The sequence below is a fragment of the Mycolicibacterium brisbanense genome (genome assembly GCF_001570425.1).
GTDB lineage: Bacteria > Actinomycetota > Actinomycetes > Mycobacteriales > Mycobacteriaceae > Mycobacterium > Mycobacterium brisbanense.
In genome coordinates, this window is record NZ_BCSX01000021.1 from 354,482 (window position 1) to 375,933 (window position 21,452).

At 64.3% G+C, this 21,452-nt stretch carries 18 protein-coding genes; 6 read left to right on the forward strand and 12 right to left on the reverse strand.

From position 1 onward, the window contains the following. Nucleotides 1–62: 62 nt before the first annotated feature. Nucleotides 63–2,081: a multicopper oxidase family protein gene (locus tag RMCB_RS11485; protein ID WP_165606277.1), complete on the reverse strand. Its 2,019-nt coding sequence runs from the start codon at nt 2,079–2,081 to the stop codon at nt 63–65. A 662-nt stretch (nt 2,082–2,743) separates the two neighbouring features. Between RMCB_RS11485 and RMCB_RS11490 the strand changes: the two genes are divergently transcribed. Further along, nucleotides 2,744–3,829: a GGDEF domain-containing protein gene (locus tag RMCB_RS11490; protein ID WP_062828863.1), complete on the forward strand. Its 1,086-nt coding sequence runs from the start codon at nt 2,744–2,746 to the stop codon at nt 3,827–3,829. A gap of 178 nt (nt 3,830–4,007) precedes the next feature. Here the strand turns inward: RMCB_RS11490 and RMCB_RS11495 are convergent, their stop codons facing one another. From RMCB_RS11495 to lanKC, 3 genes are all read right to left on the reverse strand, one after another. Beyond that, a complete protein-coding gene (locus tag RMCB_RS11495; protein WP_062828864.1) occupies nt 4,008–5,360 on the reverse strand; it encodes an aromatic ring-hydroxylating oxygenase subunit alpha in 1,353 nt (450 codons plus the stop codon). A 206-nt stretch (nt 5,361–5,566) separates the two neighbouring features. After that, nucleotides 5,567–5,692, reverse strand: a complete 126-nt coding sequence (locus tag RMCB_RS36275) for a class III lanthipeptide (RefSeq protein WP_201028275.1) — start codon at nt 5,690–5,692, stop codon at nt 5,567–5,569. Nucleotides 5,693–5,710: 18 nt separating this feature from the next. Beyond that, nucleotides 5,711–8,368: a class III lanthionine synthetase LanKC gene (lanKC, locus tag RMCB_RS11500; RefSeq protein WP_084388427.1), complete on the reverse strand. Its 2,658-nt coding sequence runs from the start codon at nt 8,366–8,368 to the stop codon at nt 5,711–5,713. A 1,611-nt stretch (nt 8,369–9,979) separates the two neighbouring features. Between lanKC and RMCB_RS11505 the strand changes: the two genes are divergently transcribed. The 3 genes from RMCB_RS11505 to RMCB_RS11515 all read left to right on the forward strand — a co-directional run bounded on the left by RMCB_RS11505 (nt 9,980) and on the right by RMCB_RS11515 (nt 11,775). Further along, nucleotides 9,980–10,531 (forward strand): hypothetical protein, encoded by a 552-nt coding sequence (locus RMCB_RS11505; protein ID WP_201028276.1) that lies wholly within the window; start codon nt 9,980–9,982, stop codon nt 10,529–10,531. Nucleotides 10,532–10,785: 254 nt separating this feature from the next. Further along, nucleotides 10,786–11,211 carry an alcohol dehydrogenase catalytic domain-containing protein gene (locus RMCB_RS11510; protein ID WP_109784241.1) on the forward strand — a complete coding sequence of 142 codons (426 nt, stop codon included), beginning with the start codon at nt 10,786–10,788 and terminating at the stop codon, nt 11,209–11,211. Nucleotides 11,212–11,214: 3 nt separating this feature from the next. Next, nucleotides 11,215–11,775 (forward strand): zinc-binding dehydrogenase, encoded by a 561-nt coding sequence (locus RMCB_RS11515; protein WP_109784242.1) that lies wholly within the window; start codon nt 11,215–11,217, stop codon nt 11,773–11,775. Nucleotides 11,776–11,900: 125 nt separating this feature from the next. Here RMCB_RS11515 and dnaB read toward each other — a convergent pair whose 3' ends face one another. The 5 genes from dnaB to rpsF form a co-directional block, all read right to left on the reverse strand. Further along, the gene (dnaB, locus tag RMCB_RS11520) at nt 11,901–13,292 is read right to left on the reverse strand and encodes a replicative DNA helicase (RefSeq protein WP_062828865.1); all 1,392 of its coding nucleotides are present in this window, start codon (nt 13,290–13,292) and stop codon (nt 11,901–11,903) included. A gap of 503 nt (nt 13,293–13,795) precedes the next feature. Then, the gene (rplI, locus tag RMCB_RS11530; RefSeq protein WP_029371042.1) at nt 13,796–14,251 is read right to left on the reverse strand and encodes a 50S ribosomal protein L9; all 456 of its coding nucleotides are present in this window, start codon (nt 14,249–14,251) and stop codon (nt 13,796–13,798) included. Nucleotides 14,252–14,262: 11 nt separating this feature from the next. Further along, the gene (rpsR, locus tag RMCB_RS11535; protein ID WP_018603057.1) at nt 14,263–14,520 is read right to left on the reverse strand and encodes a 30S ribosomal protein S18; all 258 of its coding nucleotides are present in this window, start codon (nt 14,518–14,520) and stop codon (nt 14,263–14,265) included. A 35-nt stretch (nt 14,521–14,555) separates the two neighbouring features. After that, entirely contained in the window at nt 14,556–15,074 is a 519-nt protein-coding gene (locus RMCB_RS11540; RefSeq protein WP_029371043.1) for a single-stranded DNA-binding protein, read from the reverse strand. Nucleotides 15,075–15,145: 71 nt separating this feature from the next. Further along, nucleotides 15,146–15,436 carry a 30S ribosomal protein S6 gene (gene rpsF, locus RMCB_RS11545; protein WP_029371044.1) on the reverse strand — a complete coding sequence of 97 codons (291 nt, stop codon included), beginning with the start codon at nt 15,434–15,436 and terminating at the stop codon, nt 15,146–15,148. A 156-nt stretch (nt 15,437–15,592) separates the two neighbouring features. Between rpsF and RMCB_RS11550 the strand changes: the two genes are divergently transcribed. Then, nucleotides 15,593–16,279: a hypothetical protein gene (locus RMCB_RS11550; RefSeq protein ID WP_131805510.1), complete on the forward strand. Its 687-nt coding sequence runs from the start codon at nt 15,593–15,595 to the stop codon at nt 16,277–16,279. Between the two features lie 33 nt (nt 16,280–16,312). Beyond that, nucleotides 16,313–16,897 (forward strand): hypothetical protein, encoded by a 585-nt coding sequence (locus tag RMCB_RS11555; protein ID WP_062828867.1) that lies wholly within the window; start codon nt 16,313–16,315, stop codon nt 16,895–16,897. On the opposite strand, the gene RMCB_RS11560 is transcribed toward RMCB_RS11555, so the two are convergent. From RMCB_RS11560 to RMCB_RS11570, 3 genes are read right to left on the reverse strand one after another with little or no spacing between them, the layout of a single operon-like run. Continuing rightward, a complete protein-coding gene (locus RMCB_RS11560; RefSeq protein WP_062828868.1) occupies nt 16,888–18,525 on the reverse strand; it encodes a glycosyltransferase family 87 protein in 1,638 nt (545 codons plus the stop codon). The genes RMCB_RS11555 and RMCB_RS11560 overlap by 10 nt on opposite strands. Further along, nucleotides 18,522–20,966, reverse strand: coding sequence for a transglycosylase domain-containing protein (locus RMCB_RS11565; RefSeq protein WP_165606278.1), 2,445 nt, complete (start codon nt 20,964–20,966; stop codon nt 18,522–18,524). The genes RMCB_RS11560 and RMCB_RS11565 overlap by 4 nt, the downstream gene beginning before the upstream one ends. After that, nucleotides 20,959–21,390, reverse strand: coding sequence for a DUF5318 domain-containing protein (locus RMCB_RS11570; RefSeq protein WP_062828870.1), 432 nt, complete (start codon nt 21,388–21,390; stop codon nt 20,959–20,961). The genes RMCB_RS11565 and RMCB_RS11570 overlap by 8 nt, the downstream gene beginning before the upstream one ends. Nucleotides 21,391–21,452: the final 62 nt, after the last annotated feature.

Consider the following 21,452-nt stretch of genomic DNA (forward strand, 5'->3'; position numbering starts at 1 on the left):
TGGTGTCCGTGTCGACACAGGCCCAGAGGTTCAGCTCGTCGGGTCGCCGATCGGCGGTGAGCTCACATCTGCATCGGTGCGCCGTCGTCCATGGGCACCACGGTCACGACGATCGGCCGCATCATCTGGGTGTCCTCGTGCTCCAGGACGTGGCAGTGGTAGACGTAGCGGCCTGGGACGTCGAACCTGATGGCCACGCTCACCACGTTGCCCGGATCGACCCGGATGGTGTCTTTCCAACCGGTGATTTCCGCAGTGTCGTAGCTGCGGCCCGGGTCCGGCAGGGGCAGCAGCGGGGCGGTGGCGGTCCGGGATGCCGGGTCGTAAATGTTGTTGCCCAGGGCGTCGGCATATGCGATCTGACCTGCCGCGGACCCCAGCGGCTGGAACTGGGACTGGTGGATGTGCAGCGGGTGAGTGTCACCTGTGGTGTTGACGAACCGGAAGACCTGCCACTGACCGAGTTGGGGTCGTATGCCGACGTGGTCGTCAAACGCAACCCGTGTCTCCGAAGATGTCTGGTCCCCGACCATCCACCCGTCGACGCGGTATTTCTTGGTTTCGGTGTCAGTGGGCAGCCGTAAGGCGATGTCGCCGTTGGCATCCTCGACAAGCTCCTGGACGTAGAGGTGCCCCGGCGGATCGGTTTCGGCCAACAGGATCAGGTGGTGCTCGTGTCCCTCGATTGAGATCTCGGGCGCGGCGTCATGGGCCGGGTGCGCGGTCAGACCATGCACCGTGCGCCGGAATGCGGCGTTGAGCTCGACGCCGTCGAACGCGCTCGCCGGCTGATCCATACCGCGCAACTCGGCGTCTGGATCGACGTCGAGGCGCAGCACCCACGGAAACGGATTACGGCCAGGACGATCGCCCTTGTGCCACAGGCTGTTCAGCTGCGCGGCGGTCGGGACCTTTCCGCCTCCGAACGGTGCCTCCGCGGAGTTGATCAAATACACCTGTGTACCCGGGGCGAACCCGGACAGGTCGACCAGCACATCGAGCCGCTCGGCCGGAGCCAACGTCAGTGCCGACCTCGGGGCTACCTTGGCCGCCTTCCACAGCAGTCCGCCGTCGGAGCCGATGATCCGCAGCACATCGTGGTGCACCCTGACCTCTGGCGGTTGGTCCCCGATCGACGGAGGATCGACAGTCACCAAGTGCAGCCGGTAGGCACGGGCATTGGACCCGTTGAGCATTCGCAGCCGGAAGGTGGCCGGCCGGAGCGAAAGCTGTGGCCACAGCTTTCCGTTCACCAAGGTAAGCGGCCCGAAAAACTCGCCGGTATCCGGAGTGGTCTTGTGCAGGAACCTAATCTGCCCGTCTACGGCGTCGATGTTGCGGTCCTGGATTATCGCCACGATCTCGCCTTCTTCGGGAGTGGTCGGCAGACCCAGGTCGCGCTCGGCCTGATCGCGCAGGATGTAGCCGCCGGCCAGACCCGAATACACGTGGTAGCGGGTTCCGTTCATCGCGTGGTCGTGATACCACAGCAGCGCTCCGACCTTGCCCAGCGCGATGTCGACATTGTCGTAGGTATTGGCGTAGAACGACACCTGTTGGCCGCCAGCGGGTATCATGTTCTCCGGCCAGCCGTCGGCATCAGAGGCCGAATGACCACCGTGAAGATGCGTGCTGGTCCAGCCCAATGGCGCCGACGGCATCTTCTCGGGCACACCTCCCTCACTCCCGAGGTAATTCTGGACCGAGTCGTTGTCTCCATCGGGGTCATCGACGACGGCCGTGCTGAACGGCAGGGTTGGTACCGGTCGGTTCGGATCGCGCTGGTACAGACTGGCGTCCAGACGATTCCGCCACGTCACAGTGGTGGCATTGCCGGCATCGGCTTCCAGAAGTGGCCCAGGGGATGTCACCCCGCCCGGCACGCCGTAGCCCCACGCCGCGATTTCGGGCAGGTCCGGATGAATCAGCGCGGTCGTCGCCGCGATGTCGATCGAGATCGCGTCGCCCATCTTGACGGGGTGTAGCACCGCCAAAGGGGTGACGAAGGGCCGCAACGGAGTTCCCGGATCCCATGGATTGTCCGGAGGATCGATCTGCTTGGAGAGCTTGGTTGCGTGCATCGGATGCCCATCCTTTTGTTCGTGCATCGTCCGGGTTATCGGACAGCTGTCCTGGCACAGTCCCCTCAGCAGCGCGATCCATTCGTTGGCTGTGCATCGCCGTGACCGGTCGTGCTCAGATGCCGGCCATACGCGACAAGGGCAACTCTGACACCAGTGGACGCCGCGGCCATGCGTAGTTCACTACTCGAATTGGTGTCTGGGGTTGCCAGCAGTCACGCATTTCCCACGCACGAGATACGTAGTCAGAGACGGACTACTACACACGCACCGAGGGCTGATTCTCACAGCAACTACACTCAGTTCACGGACACGAGCCGCGAAGGCTCTTCGCTGAGTCGGCAGATCATCAGTTCACTCGCAAGAGTATTTGATTGCGAAGGGCATTAAATCGCCAAGCACGTTTTCCGCATATCGAAAGACTTCAGCAGGAACCGTAAATGTATGTAGGTTCTCACCTTCGGCGGCTTTTCCGGCCCTCTCTGATCTAGGCCTTCGCGAGTCATCTCGCGACGCCGGCCTCCGCATGGGCTGGCAACTATGCCGGTGCCTTGGGTCGAAAAAATTTTCGGGGCCGTCAGACTAGGTTAGCGAGTCGTTGCCGACCGCAATCTCTGCGCAGCTAGGCTTAGCCAATCAGCGTAGCTTGGGGGACCCCGACGGTGGCATTCGTTGTTCGTCAGTGGTGGCAGGACGATCACTATGACTGGCTGTCGGGCTACCTGGCAGCCCGCAAAATGGACGCGCTCACTCGCGCCGTGATGGCCTTCCTGGTCGCGTCATTCGTTGCCTGCTTGATCATCTTGCTGACGGGTCACGACGGTCCCCGTGAGCCCCTTCCGGTGCTGATGACGTGGGTGGCCGTGGTTGGCGGACTGTCCGGGACAGTGTTGTTCGTCTGGCGTTGGCCGACCCGCACTCAGTCGCTCGCCTTTGTCGTCGTTATCAACGCCTCGATCGCATTGGCCTGTCTAGCCCACCCGGATCCTCTCGCCGCCATGATCGGCTGCATTGCCTTTGCTACCAGCGGAGCCTACGTCGCGTTCTTCCACAGCACCGGATGGGTGCTCTACAACTTCGGCGTAGCCGCCGCGGTGGCCACCATCCAAGCTGTCTCACTGACTATTACCGGGCATCCCGCTCTCGCAGTGGTGGATTGGTGGCTCGTGGTTGAGGTCAACATCGCCTTACCACTGGGTGGGCAAATCTTGGTTCGCGCCCTGGCCCGAGATCTGCTGCGCGCCGACACCGACCCGCTCACTGGTTTGCTCAACCGTCGCGCCTTCCACCGCAAAGCCTTGGGGATGATCCAAACACGCCCGAACAACGCGACCTATCTGATCATCATGTTGATCGACCTGGACAATTTCAAACTCGTCAACGACACTCACGGCCACACCGCGGGCGATCAGGCGCTGGTCCACACGGCCCGGGCTCTGGCGTTCGCCGCCGATGATGATCCTCACGCGGTGATCGCACGCAGTGGTGGAGAAGAGTTCCTTCTGGCCACCACCGCCCCGACTTGCACCGCCGAAGCGCTGGCTGTGCGACTGTGTTCAGCCATCGCCGCCATTCCTGCGGGGATTACCGCCAGTATCGGAGCTGTGTGCGTGCTACTCGATGAGGCCACCCCAGCTGACCACGATGTGCTTCTGAACGAAGTAGTCCAGGCCGCCGATACGGCGATGTATGCCGCAAAACGGAAAGGCGGCAACCAAGTTCATTGTGCTGGCCACCCGAATGCGTAGCAGCGCTTCGCTCTCGTCCAGCACGTGAGACGGGACGTGGTCGGCCTCGAATCTTGGTAGAGAGTCTTTCGCGCCATCTGGATGCCCACATCATCCAGGTCACGAATGTGCAGCGTGCCCTGGGCCGATCAAGCTGGTGACGTCGCGCCCAGCGCGAGCGCAGCGGTTGCGATCGGCACTAGAGCTCCCTCGGTTCACCTGTGCCCATGTACTTCGCCAACTGGAAGTGCAAGTTCACGGTGCTGCGTTCGCAGTATGGATTGGGCTTGGTGCCGGGGAATCCCAGGGACTTCATGCCCTGCTGTACGGCGGCCATGTTGGAGAAGTCCTGTGGCAGCACCGAAAGCCACCGCGGGTCACCGACCGGCGTGTACTCCCATTCGGTCTGCGGCTGTTCACCTTTCGGGTACAGCTCGAAAACTGACACCTCGACGATGCACTTGTCAGGGTTGTAGCTGGGGTGTGGGCGGGCGCCGTAGCACAGCGCGCTGATCGGGCCCTGCCCGATCTGGAAGTTCGGGAAGATCTGCCATGCGGTGCCGGCCTGCCGGCGGATGTCGGCCGGAATCGTCGGCCAGATCACGCCGCGCGCTTCGTCGTCGCGGCGCGCTGATGCCAGCCAGTGCTCAAGAACCTTCTCGGCCGGTGTCCCCTCAGGTAATTCGTCGACTAGCCGCTTCGCGGCGTTCACCAGCGTCTCGGTGGTGGTGGCGTTGGCCTTCTCCATGGTGTAGACCTGCTGCTCCGCGGCCAACACACGCAGATCGACACCGATGCCGGATTTGGTGGCTGCCATGTCCTCTGGCACGACGTAGCCGATGTTGCTGTGTTTGCCCTGAGCTTTGGCCCAACCTTTGAATTCGCCGAATTTGTTGAACTCCGGATGCGTTGTGAAGACGTGGTAGTTCTCGTTGAAGGCCTCCAGAGCGACCTTCCAGTTGCAATCGAAGGACAGCCACTTGCGCCATTTGCAGCGCATGTTCTCCAGTCCGAACGGGTCTAAGACCTTTGCGGCGGGAAACAGGTAGTCGGCCAGCGGCTCGCAGTCCGGATCCATGTTGATCCACAACCAACCGCCCCAGGTATCGACCCGAACTGGTTGCAGGTGAGTATTTTCCGGCGTCAGTGCGCCCTGCCAGTCCCGCTTTTCGCGGATGTGGGTGCATGCCCCGTCCAGGCCGTAGCTCCAGCCGTGGAAGCCGCAGACGAACGCCTTGCGGATTCGTCCGTAGGCGCTCTTGGCGCCCTCGGGTATGTCGATCAACCGCCGGCCGCGGTGCATGCAGACGTTGTGATGAGCGTGAAATTCGTCGGCGCCGGTGCGCACCACGATGATCGAGTCGTCAAGAATGTTGTAGGTCAGATAACTGCCCACCTCGGGCAGCTCTTCGACCCGGCCGACCTGTTGCCACACCTTGCGCCACAGCTTGTCACGCTCGGCGCGGGCGTAGTCCTCGGATAGATAGGCTTCGACCCCGATTGTGACGGGGGCGGAAAGCTCCTCCGCCGCTTCGACTTCGGTGTCGGTCATCACATCCTCCTTTTCGCTGCTCGGAGGGAGTCGTGTTTGAGGAAAGGCGACGGGTTGTTGTCGTCCAGTTTCGGCCATTTCAAGTCCAGGCCGCCGTCGACCATTAGCGTCTTCGCGGGACGCTTGCCGAGTCAATGGAATGACCGGGGCACCGCGGACAATTGAGAGGCCCCGGGCATTCCATTTAGTGTCCGGATTATGGAAGGTCAATTGCAGCGGTCAGCGTGGGGACAATTCCCGATGCTCACCTGGCTCGTCCAGGTAGGCGCGTAGTCTTCGGGTTCCTCGTCGGACAGCTGCTGCAGCTTCAACACTTTGTTCATGTTGCTCATCTAGTTCACCTCCCTTCATCATCTCGTCGAGTTGGCCGTCTGTGCGGGCGTATCGCCTGTTCGCCGCTGTTGGCTCAGCCAGCCGGACCGGCCGGGACGGTCTACGGCGGGTTCCAGGCAGTGGTCGAGGGTAAACAGCGGGTCGACGATGCCGGTGGTGGCATGGTGGAGGGCCAACAGGATCCCGGCCGAGCCGGTGGCCAGGTCGGCACTGAGTCGCTGGCCGCGGCCGCCGAGCCAGCGGACGCCGGTCTCGCCTGCGATCGCGTGCTTGAACAACGCGGCCGGGCGAGCGGGTGCGTCGGGCAGAAAGTTCTCGTCGGGGAAACGAGCGGCCACGTCGGTGTGGGCGAGTACCATCCCCGCTTGTCCCTGGAACAGTCCAGGACACACGGTGAACCGGATGCTCGCGGCGCGAACGCAGGTGCGCAGCAGCTCGGCGAGTTCCGGGTCGGGCCTGCGGCCGAGGTAGCGCGCCAGGACGTAGACGTAGCCGGCGCTGCCGCATCCCAGGTACGGCATAATGCGTCGTTTATCGGCGGCCGAGACCCGAAACCCTGTTGCCCCGACCGGTATCGGCTCGGCGTGGACGAGCTCATCGCGCAGCAGCCGTAGTCCTCGCTCGAACGGCTCGTCTACACCGGTGAACATCGACAGGTAGTACAGCGCCAGCGCGATGCCGGGCCGTCCGTGTTCCAGGCCGGAGGGATGATCCGGGCCGAGCGCGGGGATCAGCGCATCGCCGTCTGGGATCGAGTCGAGCAACCGCTGCGCCTGGTCGAGGTGATCCGGGTCGCCGGTGCGATGGAAGAACGATAGATGGGTCATAGCGACACCCGCGGCACCGCCGCCCCACCCTGCAGTCTCGGTCGCGAGCCGATGGCCATCGGCCGCTGCGAGCAGTGCGGTAGCTGCGTCCCGGTCGCCGAGATCGTCCAGGACCCAGGCTATTCCGGCATTGCCGAACAACAGGCCCGGCCCGGTCGTATGCCGCTCGCGCAGGGCATCGGCGCGTAGTCGCCCGAGCACCCGCGGGTCGACCTCTCGGCCTACGGTCTGTAGCACGTGCAGCACGCCGGCGGTGCCATAGGCCACGCACCGAGTGTTGGACCTATGCCCCCGCGGCTCCGTGGGATACACCCAGCCCGGATTGTCGAGGTCAGCCATGCGTTCCAGGGCGTCGGCCGTACGGTTGCTAAGCCATCGCACGGTGTCCTGCGGGTTGGATCGAACCTGCGCAGGTGTGGGCAAGCCGAGTACATCTTGTGTTGGCCGGGAACGCACCACGATCGCCCATAGCTCCCGCGGTAGCGGGCACAATTCGGCCAAATCTGCCTTCAGGTGGTCCAGCGTTTCCGGACAGCGCCGAGTGGCCTCGTGGATCGGGAACACCAGTAGCTGCGCGATCGCGGTCAGTGCGTAGGCATCCACCTCCAGCGGATCGACCTTCGCTCGCGCACCGGGCATCTGCGACTCCGGTGGCTGGTAAATAGGTGTGCCGAGCAGGCCCAGGGGATGGTCGAAGGGTTGGGCGGCCTCGAAGTCGACGAGCCGCACCCTGTCGTCGTCATCGACCAGGATATTGCGCGGCGAGACATCGACGAAGGCGTAGCCGAGCTCGTGCAGGACAGCCAGTTGCGCGGCGAGCTGATCGAGAATGTGCGTGCACCGCCGGTAGTAGGCGGCGACCGCCGCCGGGTCTTCCCCGGCGTGAATCACTGGAGTCGTCGAGACCATCCACGTGTTGAGTGTGCGGCCGGGCACGAACTCGGTGACGAGGAAGGTGTGCTCCCACTCGGTGAACAGCTCGACCGGTTCCGGGGCGAGGCCGGGCGCGGCGGCGTGCAGGGCGCGCAGGGTGAGGTACTCGCGTTCGAGTAGGCCGCGAGCATCTTGGTCTCCGACGTAACCGTTGTGCGCGCGAGCCTCTTTCACGAACACGGTAACGCCGTCGGCGCGGCGAGCCCGGTATGCGCCCCCCGCGTTGCCGGGTTGCAGCACCTTCTCGAAGGTGTAGCCGTGGAAGCTCACTTCGTCGTCGTCATCCGCCTCGGCGAGCGTGCCGAAGGGATCGCAGATGCCCACAGGTAACAGGAATTCGGGGCGGCGCTCGTCGGGAATCTCGGTGCCGTCGACGGCCAGCATCGTCGGTGTCCGGGTGCCGTCGGGCTCCAAACGGTGCCGCGCGCAGAACGCGCCGTAGCGGTAGGACACGCACTGCGACGCGCCGAATCGCCTGTCGGTGAGCACATACGGCCCAGCGACACCGGACAACTCGCGCTCCAGCCGCTCCAGCACAACGTGGGCGAGTTGGGGGGTCGCAGGATAGAGAGCGCAGAATTTGCCACTCTGCACGCGGCTGCTGAGCTTGCTGTGCATCAATAGGAAATAGTTCTCGCCGGAGAGATGCTTGAACGGGACCCCGAGTTCAGCGCAAGCCATGCTCACCACGTCGAGCACCTGCTGCGCGGTGGCGAACGCGCTCGACACGTGTACCTTCCAGCCTTGCTCGGGCAGTTCGGCGTGCGGCGGTGTCCAGTGGGTCCACACCTCGGACTCGCGCCGCGTCCAGCCCTGAGGCGGTCGGGTCGGGTTGTACCGTCCTCCTGGATCGGTGCGCTCGATGGGCTCGTAGTAGTCGGGGTGGGCTACGGTGAACGCGACGTCTTGAAGCATGGCGCTGCGGCCCTTCCGGGATTCAGCTCGCTCGCCAGGGGACAGAACGACTCAAGAATGGCCCCATACTTACCCCGCAGATGCCAGTGTTTGTAACGATGTCGGTACGACCCCTGGCAGAAAAGTCCTTGCCTAAGAACACTTCTGCCACCAACAGAGTCGCGATGTCGAATTCTCCCACGCCACCCGCTTGCGCGGGGCCAAACCTGATTCACCGGCCAGCGGAGACAGTGCACAGCGTGCGTCCGGTGATGGAGATTCGGCGGCGGCATGCGAGGCGCTGGAACTGACCGTCCGGTGAAGGTACCGAGCGATAGGTAATTATGTCCGACACGCATTCCACTCTTGCTGCCCTACTACTTTCGAGTTCGTGACCTTGTGCGTCCGAGTTCGTAGAACTACTCCGCCATGGCGATGGGGAACTTGAGTCCACAGGTCCCCGCTGCTGCCGCTAGCCCGTAGCAGGCGTTCTCTGCGAGGGATGCCCAACCTGGACCAGGCCGCGGACAAGAAAGTCTCCGCAAAATCCGTCTAACTGAAATGGCCAATTGACCCTCGAGTGGCCATTTCGAATGGGAAATGGCCACTTTGTTTGAGAACCTACAGGCGGCTGTAGGTTCTCACGGTCGGCGACACATGGCCGGGGCTCTGACCTTATTTCCGACTCGCTTGTCACGCGCCGCGCGCCGTTGTCACTGGTCGAGAATAGCCATACGGTGCCGGAGCAGAGCCCGGTCAGATCGCTCTTGTCTGAGTGGGCAGGTCGGATCTGGTCGGCGGATTCCTGCATGTGGGGTAGGTCGTGGCGGTGTTGGAGTCAGGGTTACCGCAGCGTGGAAGCAAGGCACCAGCGCTATCCCCCGGTATACGACAATGCGCGTGCGCTGAGTCCGAAATCGGATGCGGTGCATGATGCGCCAGCCGAGTTCGGTGTCGTGCGCGTGTATCAGCACGGGTTGTGCCCGTGCAGGTTCTGTTGGCAGGAAACACTATTCACGACTCCGATGTCGCCGCCCGCGTCCACCGATTCGCTCACAAGCACACTGCGGGCCTGACGCGGGGCTGGCGGGGGGCTTATGTGGGCTGTCTCAGGGTGACCTCCGCGCGGTTTGTCTCACGAACCACTTGATGTCCTACAACTCCGCGCCACTGACAGACCGCGGTGGCGAAGCCTTCTAGGTAGCAGCGGCTTCGAGATACCGTTCAGTGCCGAGTCGTGGAAACTGGCTGTGTACCAATAGAAGCAACGAGGGCTCGGCTTTTGCCATTTCAGCATCACTGCGTTCCGCGAGCTGTGACGACGAATGCGTTTCTCGCGACGTCCATGCCTCGCATCGTCACTGTCATGTCCACAGCACTGGCAACATTGATCACCCCTGCGCGGCACGGCAGAACACACACCTAGGCCCCGACAGGCGTAAAACAACACAGAAGTGTCGCGCGACCCTTGCCTCTGAGCGCTGCAAATTGGGGGCTAGCACTACCCCGCTTGTCTTGGAGGCTTCATTGTTCGCCCACCGGTGAGATCGAGATGCTGTTAAAGCAATTCAGCATGTTTCGACAACCTCGACGCACGAACTCATCGTCGTCACGTGGCGAAAGGTACGACCCGTGAGCATTGCCGTCCGTGAGGATCTCATCCTCTCTCAAGCCGTCATCACTGCTGAAGTGGAAGCGCCGTTCGAGCTGATCAACATCGCTGAATGGCTCAAAACGCTTCCAACGCACGAGTATCGGCGCTGTGCGCCAGGCGACCACAAGGCCGCCGGCTACACCGTCGACGACGACGGCACCCCCATGTCTATCAACGTCGAGATGATCGGCACCGGCTTGGTCATTCAGCAATACCGATACGAGGTCAGCGAACCCCACTACTGCAAGATGGTTTCCATCTCCGACATCCTGACCCCTGCGGGCTGGACGACCACTCAGGTCATCTGGGAACTCCGCATGGAACAGCTCAACGGAAACCGCTGCCGCTACACCAATGCGGTTACCTCGCACCCCACGGAGGACTTCCTGAAATTCATCGCCGCCAACGGCCAGACTTTCGCCGAAGCCGCCGCCGCCCGACAGGATGCATCGGGAAAGCACTGCCGCGTCGAGACACCACTGTATGCACAGAGCATCGCACGCTGGGCAACCGCGCGCGCCGGCCACTAGACCCGCCACGCAGCCTCACCAATGTCGCCGATGACTGACCACCTGTCGTCGACTCAGCGCACTGGGCTTGCGCGTGAAGCGACGGCCAGCATCCGCGACGAGCAATTGATCGTCGACGGCAACAAAACGCGTCGGCGTCGGAGCTACCAACTACACCATCGGATCCAGGCTGATCCGGTTGCACTTCAGCATGATTCGGTGACGCCATGTCACCGAATCATGCTGCTCCCGGGTAACCCTCAAGGAGTGACCTCATGACCAAGGCGATCGTGTTCGACCACACCGGCCCGCCGGAGGTGTTGCAGTGGCGCACCGTCCCACCAGTGGCAGCTGCACCCCACGAAGTGGTCATCGACATCGAGGCCACCGGAGTGAACAATGCCGACCTGCTCAGGCGGCGCGGCCAGTACCCGAACGGCGCCCGCACACAGAAGATACTGGGCCTGGAGTGCGCCGGCCGGATCGCGCAGACCGGTTCCGATGTCACTGAATTCGCGATCGGTGAGCGGGTCTGCGCCTTGCTCGATAGCGGGGGGTATGCCGAGCAAGTCTGCGTGGCAGCGTCCCAGGTCATCCCGATTCCAGCAGACCTGGATGCCGCCCACGCAGCGATCATCCCGGAGGCCGCGTGCACGGTCTACTCGAACCTCGCGATGATCGCCGGCCTCAAGAGGGGCTAAACAGTGCTGATACACGGAGCAACCGGAGGCATCGGATCGTTCGCCGTGCAATGGGCGCATGCGATCGGCGCCATCGTCATCACGACCGCAAGCACTGACGATGGCACCGACATCGCACGCCAGCTGGGCGCCGATACCGCGATTAACTACCGCAGCACCGACTTCGTGGCGGCCACCCTGGATGCGACCGACGGACGCGGCGTCGACGCCATCCTCGACGTGGTGGGAGCCGACTACCTCGACCGCAACCTGCACTGCCTGGCCGATGACGGGCATCTCGTCACGATCAGCGGCCGACGTGGGTCACCGACCTTGGATCTCAGTCTGCTGCTCGCGCGTCGCGCCAGTGTCTCTGCCACACTGCTGAACCCGCGACCGCTGGACCAGAAGGCGGCCATCATCGACGGTGTTCGGCGTGACGTCGTGCCGCTACTGGAGTCACGCGCGATCACTCCCCTGGTGCACGCAGAGATTCCCATGCACGACGCAGCGAAGGCCCATGCCATGCTCGAATCAGGCGGCGTTGTCGGCCGAGTGGTGCTGACAACTGCCAAGAGTCAGTGACGAAGCCGCCCACCGACCATGCGGGCTATGACGAAAGTTGTAGGTTGTCACGTCGGGACGCCATATGGCCGCTGCCCTGAACTGCGACTATTCGGTTTGTCTCACGCTGGTTGCACGGCGGTCTCTTACCGCGCCATATTCGTAAAACGCGACAAATGCAATTGATGTGCGACCGTAATTGTGGCAGTCGGACCATTTCTATGCTTGCCAAGAATAATGTCGGCTTCGCCGCCTCGTGGGTCATCGCGATCAAATGCATCCGGTCGATGCAATAGCATGACCATATCCGCATCCTGTTCCAAGCTGCCGCTTTCACGCAGGTCAGAGACCTGAGGACGCTTATCGGTTCGCTGTTCAGGGCCACGGTTGAGCTGACTAATTGCGACTACTGGAACGTCCAATTCTTTTGCCATCAATTTTAGGCTACGCGAAAAGTCAGACACTTCTTGCTGACGTGATTCGTATTTCTTTCCGGAACTCATCAGCTGCATGTAGTCGACGACCACAAGGCGCAGATCTGCTTTTTGCGCCAGCCGTCGGCCCTTGGCCCGGATTTCCATCATGGTGAGGTTCGGCGAGTCGTCGATGTAGAGCGGCGCTTCGCTGATCTCGCTCATCCGGCGCGCCAGCCGCGTCCAGTCATCATCGCTCATGCGCCCCGACCGCATATCGCCGAGTTTGATCTTCGCTTCGGCCGACAGCAGCCGCATGACGATCTCGGACTTGCTCATTTCCAGCGAGAAGATGACGCTGGCCATCCGGTGCTTGATGGAACACGACCGCATAAAGTCAAGCCCCAGAGTCGATTTCCCCACACCGGGACGCGCGGCGATGATGATCATCTGCCCGGCGTGCAGGCCGTTGGTGATCTCGTCGAGTTCGGTGAAGCCGGTCGGCACACCGCGGGAGATGCCGCCCTGGGACGCGATCGCGTCGATCTCGTCCATGGTGGGCTGCAGTAGATCTTCCAGCGGGACGAAGTCCTCCGACGCGCGCCGCTCGGTCACGTCGTAGATCTCGGCCTGCGCCCGGTCGACCACGTCGGTCACGTCGGCGCCGTCGGCGCCCGCGTAGCCGTACTGCACGACGCGCGTGCCGGCTTCCACGAGACGACGCAACAGGGCCTTCTCGGCGACGATGCCGGCGTAGAACCCGGCATTGGCGGCAGTGGGCACCGTGGAGATCAGGGTGTGCAGATACGGGGCTCCCCCGATGCGGCGCAGCAGACCGCGCCGGTCCAGCTCGGCCGCCACCGTGACCGCGTCGGCGGGCTCACCGCGGCCGTAGAGGTCCAGGATCGCGTCGTAGACGTTCTGGTGGGCGGGGCGGTAGAAGTCGCCGGGCCGTAGGCGCTCCAGCACGTCGGCGATGGCGTCCTTGGAGAGCAGCATGCCGCCCAGCACCGACTGTTCGGCTGCCATGTCCTGTGGGGGCTGGCGGCCGAAGTCCTCGCTCGGCGGTGCGCCGTCCATATCCGGAGGTCCATCTGGATGCCCCAGATCATCGACGACAGCCACGGACTCCCACCCCCTTCAAGACCTGCCTGACGACGAGCTCGAACGTCTATTCGAAACGGTACTGCGACTGTAAAACAGGGTTCCGACAAAACCGTGGAACGCCTCGCGGCAGCTTACGGTAGACGTTGCTGGCGACCCCGGAAACTCGCCCTGTTAACGAACCTGTGGATGGCGTGGGGATATCTGTGGGTAGCGATGTTGACTCATTGGGGAGAACCTGTGGATTACTGCCGAGTCAGTTCGCATAGGTGCAGTTCAGGCCGATAACGGCCCGGTTCACAACTGTGGATGGCAATTGTCACGGCGTGTCGCGACGGGTTGCCACCTCGGGCGTGTTGTGTTGCACGCAAGGGCCGGTGAGGTTAACGCGCGGTTAGATTCGCTGTCCAGCGTTTCGCTCATAATGTTCGCGGTAGGTACAGCAACGCCCGGGTGGGATCCGATGACGGACCCGACCCGGGCGTTTTTACGCTGTCGTTAGACCTCGGCCACTTACGTGGCTGTTACCCGGCCACCACGTTCAACGAGACGGTGGCTTCGACGCCGGCGTGCAGCCGGACCGTCACCGGATGGGTGCCGACCGACTTGATGTGCGCCTTGGGCAGCTGGACGGTGCGCTTGTCCAGGTTCGGGCCGCCGGCCTTCTTGATCACTGCGACGACATCGGCCGCGGTGACCGAGCCGAACAGCTTGCCCGTGTCGGCAGCGGCGTGGACGGGCAGCGACACCTCGCCCAGGCCCTCGAGGGCGACTTTGAGCTCGTTGGCGTGCTCGACACCCCGCACGGACTTGATCTCGCGGGCCCGGCGGATCTCTTCAGCCTGGCGCTCGGCACCACGGGAGGCCACGATGGCCAGCCCGCGGGGCAACAGGTAGTTACGGCCGTAGCCGTCCTTGACCTCGACGGCGTCGCCGGCGACGCCCAGGTGCTCCACCTCAGCGGTGAGAATCAGCTTCATGATGTTCCCCTCTACCGCGTCGACGAGCTGAACGGCAGCAGAGCCACCTCGCGGGCGTTCTTCACGGCGACGGCGATGTCGCGCTGGTGCTGGACACAGTTGCCGGTCACGCGGCGGGCGCGGATCTTGCCACGCTCGCTGATGTACGTGCGCAGCAGCGCGGTGTCCTTGTAGTCGATGTTCTGCCCCTTCTTCGAGCAGAACACGCACTTGCGGGTCTTGACCGGCTTTTCCGGTGCCGGCCGCCGCTTTGTATTCGACTTGGCCATTGGTTATCTCTTCCTTGCAAAAATTTCGATGTTGATCAGAAGGGCGGTTCGTCGTCAGCCCCGCTGAAGGAGCCCGACGCGGGCGCGCTGCCCCAGGGATCGTCTTTCGGCTCGGACTGGCGGGAGCCTCCCCCGCCGCCACTGAAGCCGCCACCGCCTCCGCCGAAGCCACCTCCGCCACCGCCGCTGCGGCTGGCCTTGTTGACCTTGGCCGTGGCGTAGCGCAGGGACGGGCCGATCTCGTCGACCTCGAGCTCCACGACGGTGCGCTTCTCGCCCTCACGGGTCTCGAACGAGCGCTGCTTCAGCCGGCCCTGAACGATCACCCGCGAACCGCGGGTGAGGCTCTCGGCCACGTTCTCGGCTGCCTCACGCCAGATGTTGCAGCGCAGGAACAGCGCCTCGCCGTCTTTCCACTCATTGGTCTGACGGTCGAATGTGCGCGGTGTGGACGCCACGGTGAAGTTGGCGACGGCCGCACCGGACGGCGTGAAACGCAGCTCCGGGTCGGCGGTCAGGTTTCCGATAACGGTGATGGTGGTGTCACCAGCCACGAGATCCTCCTGAGGATGGGCTTGTTTCGCGCGAGCCTACGCAACGCGAATGACAGCCTGGGGCGGTTCGCCTAGTGCTTGTCGGTCCGCAGCACCTTGGTCCGCAGCACGGACTCGTTCAGGTTGAGCTGACGGTCGAGCTCGGACACGGTGGCCGGTTCGGCCTTGACATCGACGACGGCGTAGATGCCCTCGGCATGCTTGGCGATCTCGTACGCCAGCCGGCGACGGCCCCAGATGTCGACCTTGTCGACGGAACCGCCATCCTTGCGGACGACGTTCAGGAACGTCTCCAGCGAGGGAGCTACGGTGCGCTCGTCAAGTGTGGGGTCGAGAATGACCATGATTTCGTATGGACGCATTAGAACCTCATCACCTCCTATGGTCGTTTCGGCCACGGCGGATTCCGTGGCAGGAGGGTCGCCTGCGTCGGCAACCGGCCCAGGCTACCCGAAATGCCCCTGAGCTGTGAAATCGCTATAAGGTGAGGTCGTCATACTTCGAGGATCGGGGGATCTGTGAGCTATCCCAACGGGCCCTACGGTCAGGGGTTTTCCGGCCAACAGCCGGGCTACCCGCAGCAGCCCGGATACCAGCAGCAGGGCTATCCGCCGCTGGGCTTTCCACAACAACAGGGCTTCCCACAACAACAGGGCTACCCACAACAGCCCGGTTTCGGCGGGGGATACCAACCGCCCGCGATGCCGCCCCTGGCGCCCGCATCACCGAGCGGTGGCACGGGGATCACAGCCGGTGTGCTGGCCGGACTCGGCGCACTGGCCAACCTCGGAGCCGGAATCTTCGGACTGATCGGCCTGGCGGCGATCAACAGTGACTCGACCTTGGGAAGTTCGGAGCTCTCGGGCGGCGTGTCCGCACTGCTGGTCGTTTCGGTGCTGTTGGGTGTCGTCGTCGGTGTCGTGCTCCTGGCCGGATCCATAATGTTGTTGCAGCGCAAGATGCTCGGTCGCTGGCTCGTAGTCGCGGGATGCGCCATGACCATAGTGAGCAGTTTGATCACCCTGGGCCTGAGCGCGGCCGTCACTGCGCGCTACGGCTACTACGGTGGCGGCGGTTTCGCGGTGCTCGGCCTGATCTTCCCCGTGGGCACGCTGGTGCTTTCTCTGCTGCCGTCGACAACCGCGTGGATCCGAGCGAAAGCGAATCTCGCTGTACCGCAGCCGTATTCGCCGTTCCAGGGCTGACCGGGTGCAGCGCCTCGACATCGGAAGCAACAGGTGAGCCACCCGTACGGGCCTGACGGGCAGGATGCGCCGCGGCAACCCGATCTCCGGCCACCGCCGGTCATTTCGAGTTCCGCAGCGCCGCAGCAGCCGTATTCGTCGGCCCCGGGAAAGCCCAGCGCCGCGACCGGGATCGGCTCGGCCGTACTTGCGACGCTGGGAGGACTCTCCGGTTTCATCGTCGCGGTAGTCGGCGGTGTCGCCGGCACCACGTTGGTACGGCTCGAGCGCCCTCTCGGCTATGTGATCACGACGTTCGCGGGCGTTGTGACGAGCGTCGTCTTCGGGCCGATGCTTCTTGCCGGGGCAGTACTGCTGTTCCGGCGCAAGATGATTGGCCGCCACCTCGTCATCGGGGGATCCATCACAGCCGTCGCGAGCTACGCGCTCTTTTTCGCCGGGGTCGTCACCTCGCAGGATCGTCATATCTCCGCCTTCGGCGTCGGCGTCACCGTCGTCGTGGCGTGCCTCTTTCCGATCATCACGCTGGTGCTCGCGCTGCTGCCGTCGACGCTCGCGTGGATCCGGGCGAAGCCGAATCCCTTGGCAGCGCAGCAATATTCGCCGTTTCAGGGCTGAGCTGACGCGCTCTCGGCGGGCTGCGGTTCGGGCGCCGGCTCTACGCGCACCCGGTCACGGTCGGGTCGCAGCCAGTCGGGCAACCAGCGCGGCGGGTTGTCGGGGGCACCGTCGAACACCCCGCCGATCGGATCATCGATGCGGCCGCCGTGGCGCACGAGGTCGAGCTCGGGCCGGTAGATCTGGCGGATCACCAACGCGCACAGCCCCATCACGGCGATGTCGCGCAGCAGCACGGTCGTGGTGAACCACTGCTCGGGCAGCCCGCGGTTGGCCTCACCGTACAGATAGAGCATCCGCGGAACCCAGACCAGCGCGTCAATCGTCATCCAGGCCAACAGGATCCTGCGGTGCGGCAGGGCGAGAACGGCCAGCGGCACCAGCCACAGCGAGAACTGCGGACTCCACACCTTGTTGGTCAACAGGAACGCCGTCACCACCAGAAACGCCAACTGCGCCACCCGCGGCCGCTGGGGCGCAGTGAGCGCGATGTAGCCGATCACGATCAGGCACGCCGCGAACAACACCGCAGTGACCGCGTTGGTCACCGTCGGCGGTTGCCAGAACCCGAGATCCGGATCGAACCCACGCCACCCGGTGAACGACTTCACCACGTTGTACAGCGAATCCATGTCGTCGCCGCGCCGGGTGTTGAGCCGGAAGAACTCCGACCACCCCCGCGGGAACATCACCATGATGGGCAGGTTCACCACCACCCAGGTGGCGATCGCCGCCAGCGCGGCCGTGCCGACCTGCCGCATCCGCCCGGTGCGCACCGCCAGCATCGCCAGCGGCAGCAGCAACAGCAGCGGGTAGAGCTTGGCGGCCACTCCCAGCCCGATCAGAACACCGGCCACTGCGGGTTTACGGCGAGCCCACGCCAGCATCGCCCCCGCCGCCGCGGCAGTCGCCAGCGCATCGAAGTTGGTGAAGATCTGAAAGATCAGAATCGGTGAACCGGCCACCAGCGCGGCGTCCCAGATCCGTCGGCCGGCCATTCGCGCCGTCGCCCATATGGTCGTGAGCCAGGCCAACGCCAGCCCGAACGCCGCGATGTTGAAGAACATCACCACCTCGGCGATGACGGGGAGAGATATCACGGTCGTCGCTGCGGTGTACGTCTTGGCCAGCGTCATCGACAGGTACTGGTAGATGCCCGTGAGCACCGGATACTCCATGTAGCGCACAGCGGGTTCGCCGTCGTACTGCATGCGCTGCTTACCCGTCGAGTCGTTCTCCTGCCAGCTCGACTTGTACGGGAACTTGCCGAGGTTCAGCAGCTCCGCGGTGTAGAGCGGGACCGTGTCGGAGTAACAGAGCTCGTAGTACGCCCGGTTGTTCTGCCAGTTGGCGACGCGTTGGCCTGCGGTGCCCGAACCGGTGGTCTGCAGACAGGCCGCCTTGGTCGAATAGCCGAGCGCCAGGAACACCATCGCGATGATGAACATCACGCGCAACGGCGTCATGAACCGCGCCCGCCCGATCACCGCATGGCGGCCGACCGGGCCGCCGAACGGATACGACAGCGCACGGCTCAGGACGTCGTTGCGGCTGGGCAGGTCGCGGTCATCCGCCTCGCGGGTGTCCCCCGCGAGCGGAGCCGGCGAAACCCATTCCTGTTCCGTCACGGAGGCGGCATGGGCGCGCCGGGGCCGCCGGGGACAACCGGCTCAGCCGGCGGCGCCGGGGCGATCGGCACGGTCGTCGGGGGGCCGACCGGGATCGTGATGCCCGGTGCCACTTCGATGGTCGGCTGGATGACGGTCTCCGACGGCATCCCCGGATTGGGCACCAGCGGTCCGTTTCCGTTCTGCTGTCCCGGCGGCGGGGGTGGAGGCGCCTGCGGCACACCGGCGTAGCCGCCGATCTCCGTCGGCTTGGGGAAGGACTCGTTGTCGGTGCCCTGCAGGGCGCCGTCCATGGTCGACTTCCAGATGTCCGACGGCAGGCCCGAGCCGTAGACGGGCGAACCCCACTGATTCACGAGAGGTTTGACGCCTTCGGTGGTGCCGACCCAGACCGCCGTCGACAACGACGGCGTGTAGCCGACCATCCACGCGTCCCGGTTGGCTCCGGTGTCGCCGAGCTGGACGGTGCCCGTTTTGGCCGCCGACGAGCGGCCACCGGCGAGGTTGTGCCCGCGCGAGTACCCGGCGATGGGCTGCATCGCCGAGGTGACGTTGTCGGCGACGGCCTTGTCGATGCGCTGTTCTCCGTTGTCCTGCTGCGACGCGTCGAACAGCACCTGGCCGGAAGAGTTCACGACCTTCTGCACGAAGTGCGGCTTGTGGTACACGCCCGACGCGGCCAGCGTGGCGTACGCCGAGGCCATGTCGAGCACCCGCGACTGGTACTGGCCCAGCACGACGCCGTTGTTGGGCGGTCCGCCCTTGCCGTCCTCGGACAGCGTGTGCTCGACCCCGGGGAAGCTCTCGGCGACACCCGCGTCGTGCGCGGCCTTGGCGACGTCTTCGGGCCCGTTCTTGAGCTTCAGCATCAGCCGGTAGTAGCTGGTGTTGAGCGAACGCTTGAGCGCCTCGGCGATGGAGCAGACGCCGCAGCCCTCGCCCTCGACGTTGGTGATCTTGATGCCGTTGACGGTCACCGGTGAGCTGTCCACCTGATAACCCAGGCCGATGCCCTGCTGCAGCGCGGCGACCAGGGCGAACACCTTGAACGACGATCCGGTCGGCAACCCGGCCTGGGCGAAATCGAACCCGTTGGCGTCGGACCCGCCGTAGTAGGCCTTGATGGCGCCGTCGTGCGGGTCGACCGACACCACCGCGGCCCGCATGTCCGGATCCTGGCCGTCCATGTACTTGGTGACGGCCTTCTCGGCGGCCTGCTGCGCCTGCGGGTCGATCGTGGTGGTGATCTGCAGGCCCTCGGTGTTCAGCGTCTGCTCGCTGACGTCGAAGAGGCCCATCAGCTCCTTCATGACCTGTCGCTCGATCAAGCCGTTGGGCCCGGTGGTCTGGTTCTGCTGCGTGGCCTGATCCCGCGACACCGTCGGCGGAAACACCTGCTTGTCCCGGTCGCCCTTGGACAACGCACCCATGTCGACCATGCCGTCGAGCACCCAGTTCCACCGCTCGGCGGCGCCCTCGGGATCGACCGCGGGGTCAAGCGTGGAGGGCCGCTGGATCAAGGCCGCGAGCAGGGCGCCCTCGGCCACGTCGAGCTGCTCGACGGGCTTGTTGAAGTACGCCTTGGACGCCGCGGAGATCCCGTAGGCCCCGCGACCGAAATAGATCATGTTCAGGTAGGCCTGCATGACGGCGTCTTTCGACCATTCGCTGGACATCTTCGTCGAGATGACCAACTCCTTGGCCTTGCGCACGAGACCGCCCAACCCGGAGCGCTCGTCACCCACCAGCGCGTTCTTCACGTACTGCTGCGTGATGGTCGACCCGCCCTGCAGTTCGCCGCCGAACAGGTTGTTCTTGATGGCGCGCAGGAAGCCCGTGAACGAGAACCCGGGGTTCGAATAGAAGTCCCGATCCTCGGCGGCCATCACCGCGTTGCGGACGTCCCCCGGGATCTGATCGATGTTGACGTCGACCCGGTTGCCCTCCGGCGGCACGATCTTGGCGATCTCGGAGCCGTCGCTGGCCAAGATGGTCGACACCTGGTTGGTGCGGATGTCACCCGGCTGCGGGACGTCGACGATCATGTAGGCCATACCGAACGTCACCAGCGGTAGCAGCACCATCACCGCCACGGCCGCGACCAGCCCGCGACGCACCCACTTCCAGTTGATCCGGAACTGCTTGCGTGGCTGCGGCGGTCCCGACGGGGGCTCGGACGGTCCACCCGGACCGCGCCCACCCGGCGGCGGGGGCGGAGGTGGCGGCGACTTCGGTGGCGGCGTGCGGTCCATTGCCGCGCGCACGACGTCGATCGGGGCCGGGCCGCCGTCGCGGACCGGGGGCAGCACCGTCGTCAGCCGCTCATCCGGCGGCACCGCCGAGCGTGACCGATGCGCGCCCCGGGGTGCGCGTGCGCCAAGGCGGCCAGCCGCGTTCTGGACGTCGTCGGCTGACCGGTGCTGGCCCTCTTCGCTATTCACTGGCCGTACGCGCGGGCTTGCGCGTGGTGGGAGTTCGTCGTGGCTTGCGCGCCGCCGGCGGACGGGGCGTACCAAGCACGTACGACTTGACCAGATGGTTCCAACTGCAGGTCCGGCATACCTCCACCACGTGTACTGCGAACTCGTCGTAGCGCGTCGCCAGAAGGACCAACTCCTCTGCCGTTCGCGCGGAACCCGAGACCGGGCCCAGATGCTCCCCGAAAACCCACGACACCAGCGTCAGCTGTTCCTTACGGCAGATCGGGCACATCACCGAACTGGTCTTTCCGTGGAACTTCGCGGCGCGCAGCAAGTACGGATTGGCGTCGCAGACCTCGGAGACGCCAGTGCGCCCCGAGTAGACCTCAGCCAGCAGGGACCGCCGCCGAAGCGCGTAATCCACCACCTGTCTCTGCAATCGCACGTTGACCAGAGTACGTCGGCCCTCACACCACCGAGGCGTGACCGTGGCTGCAGCTCTTACGA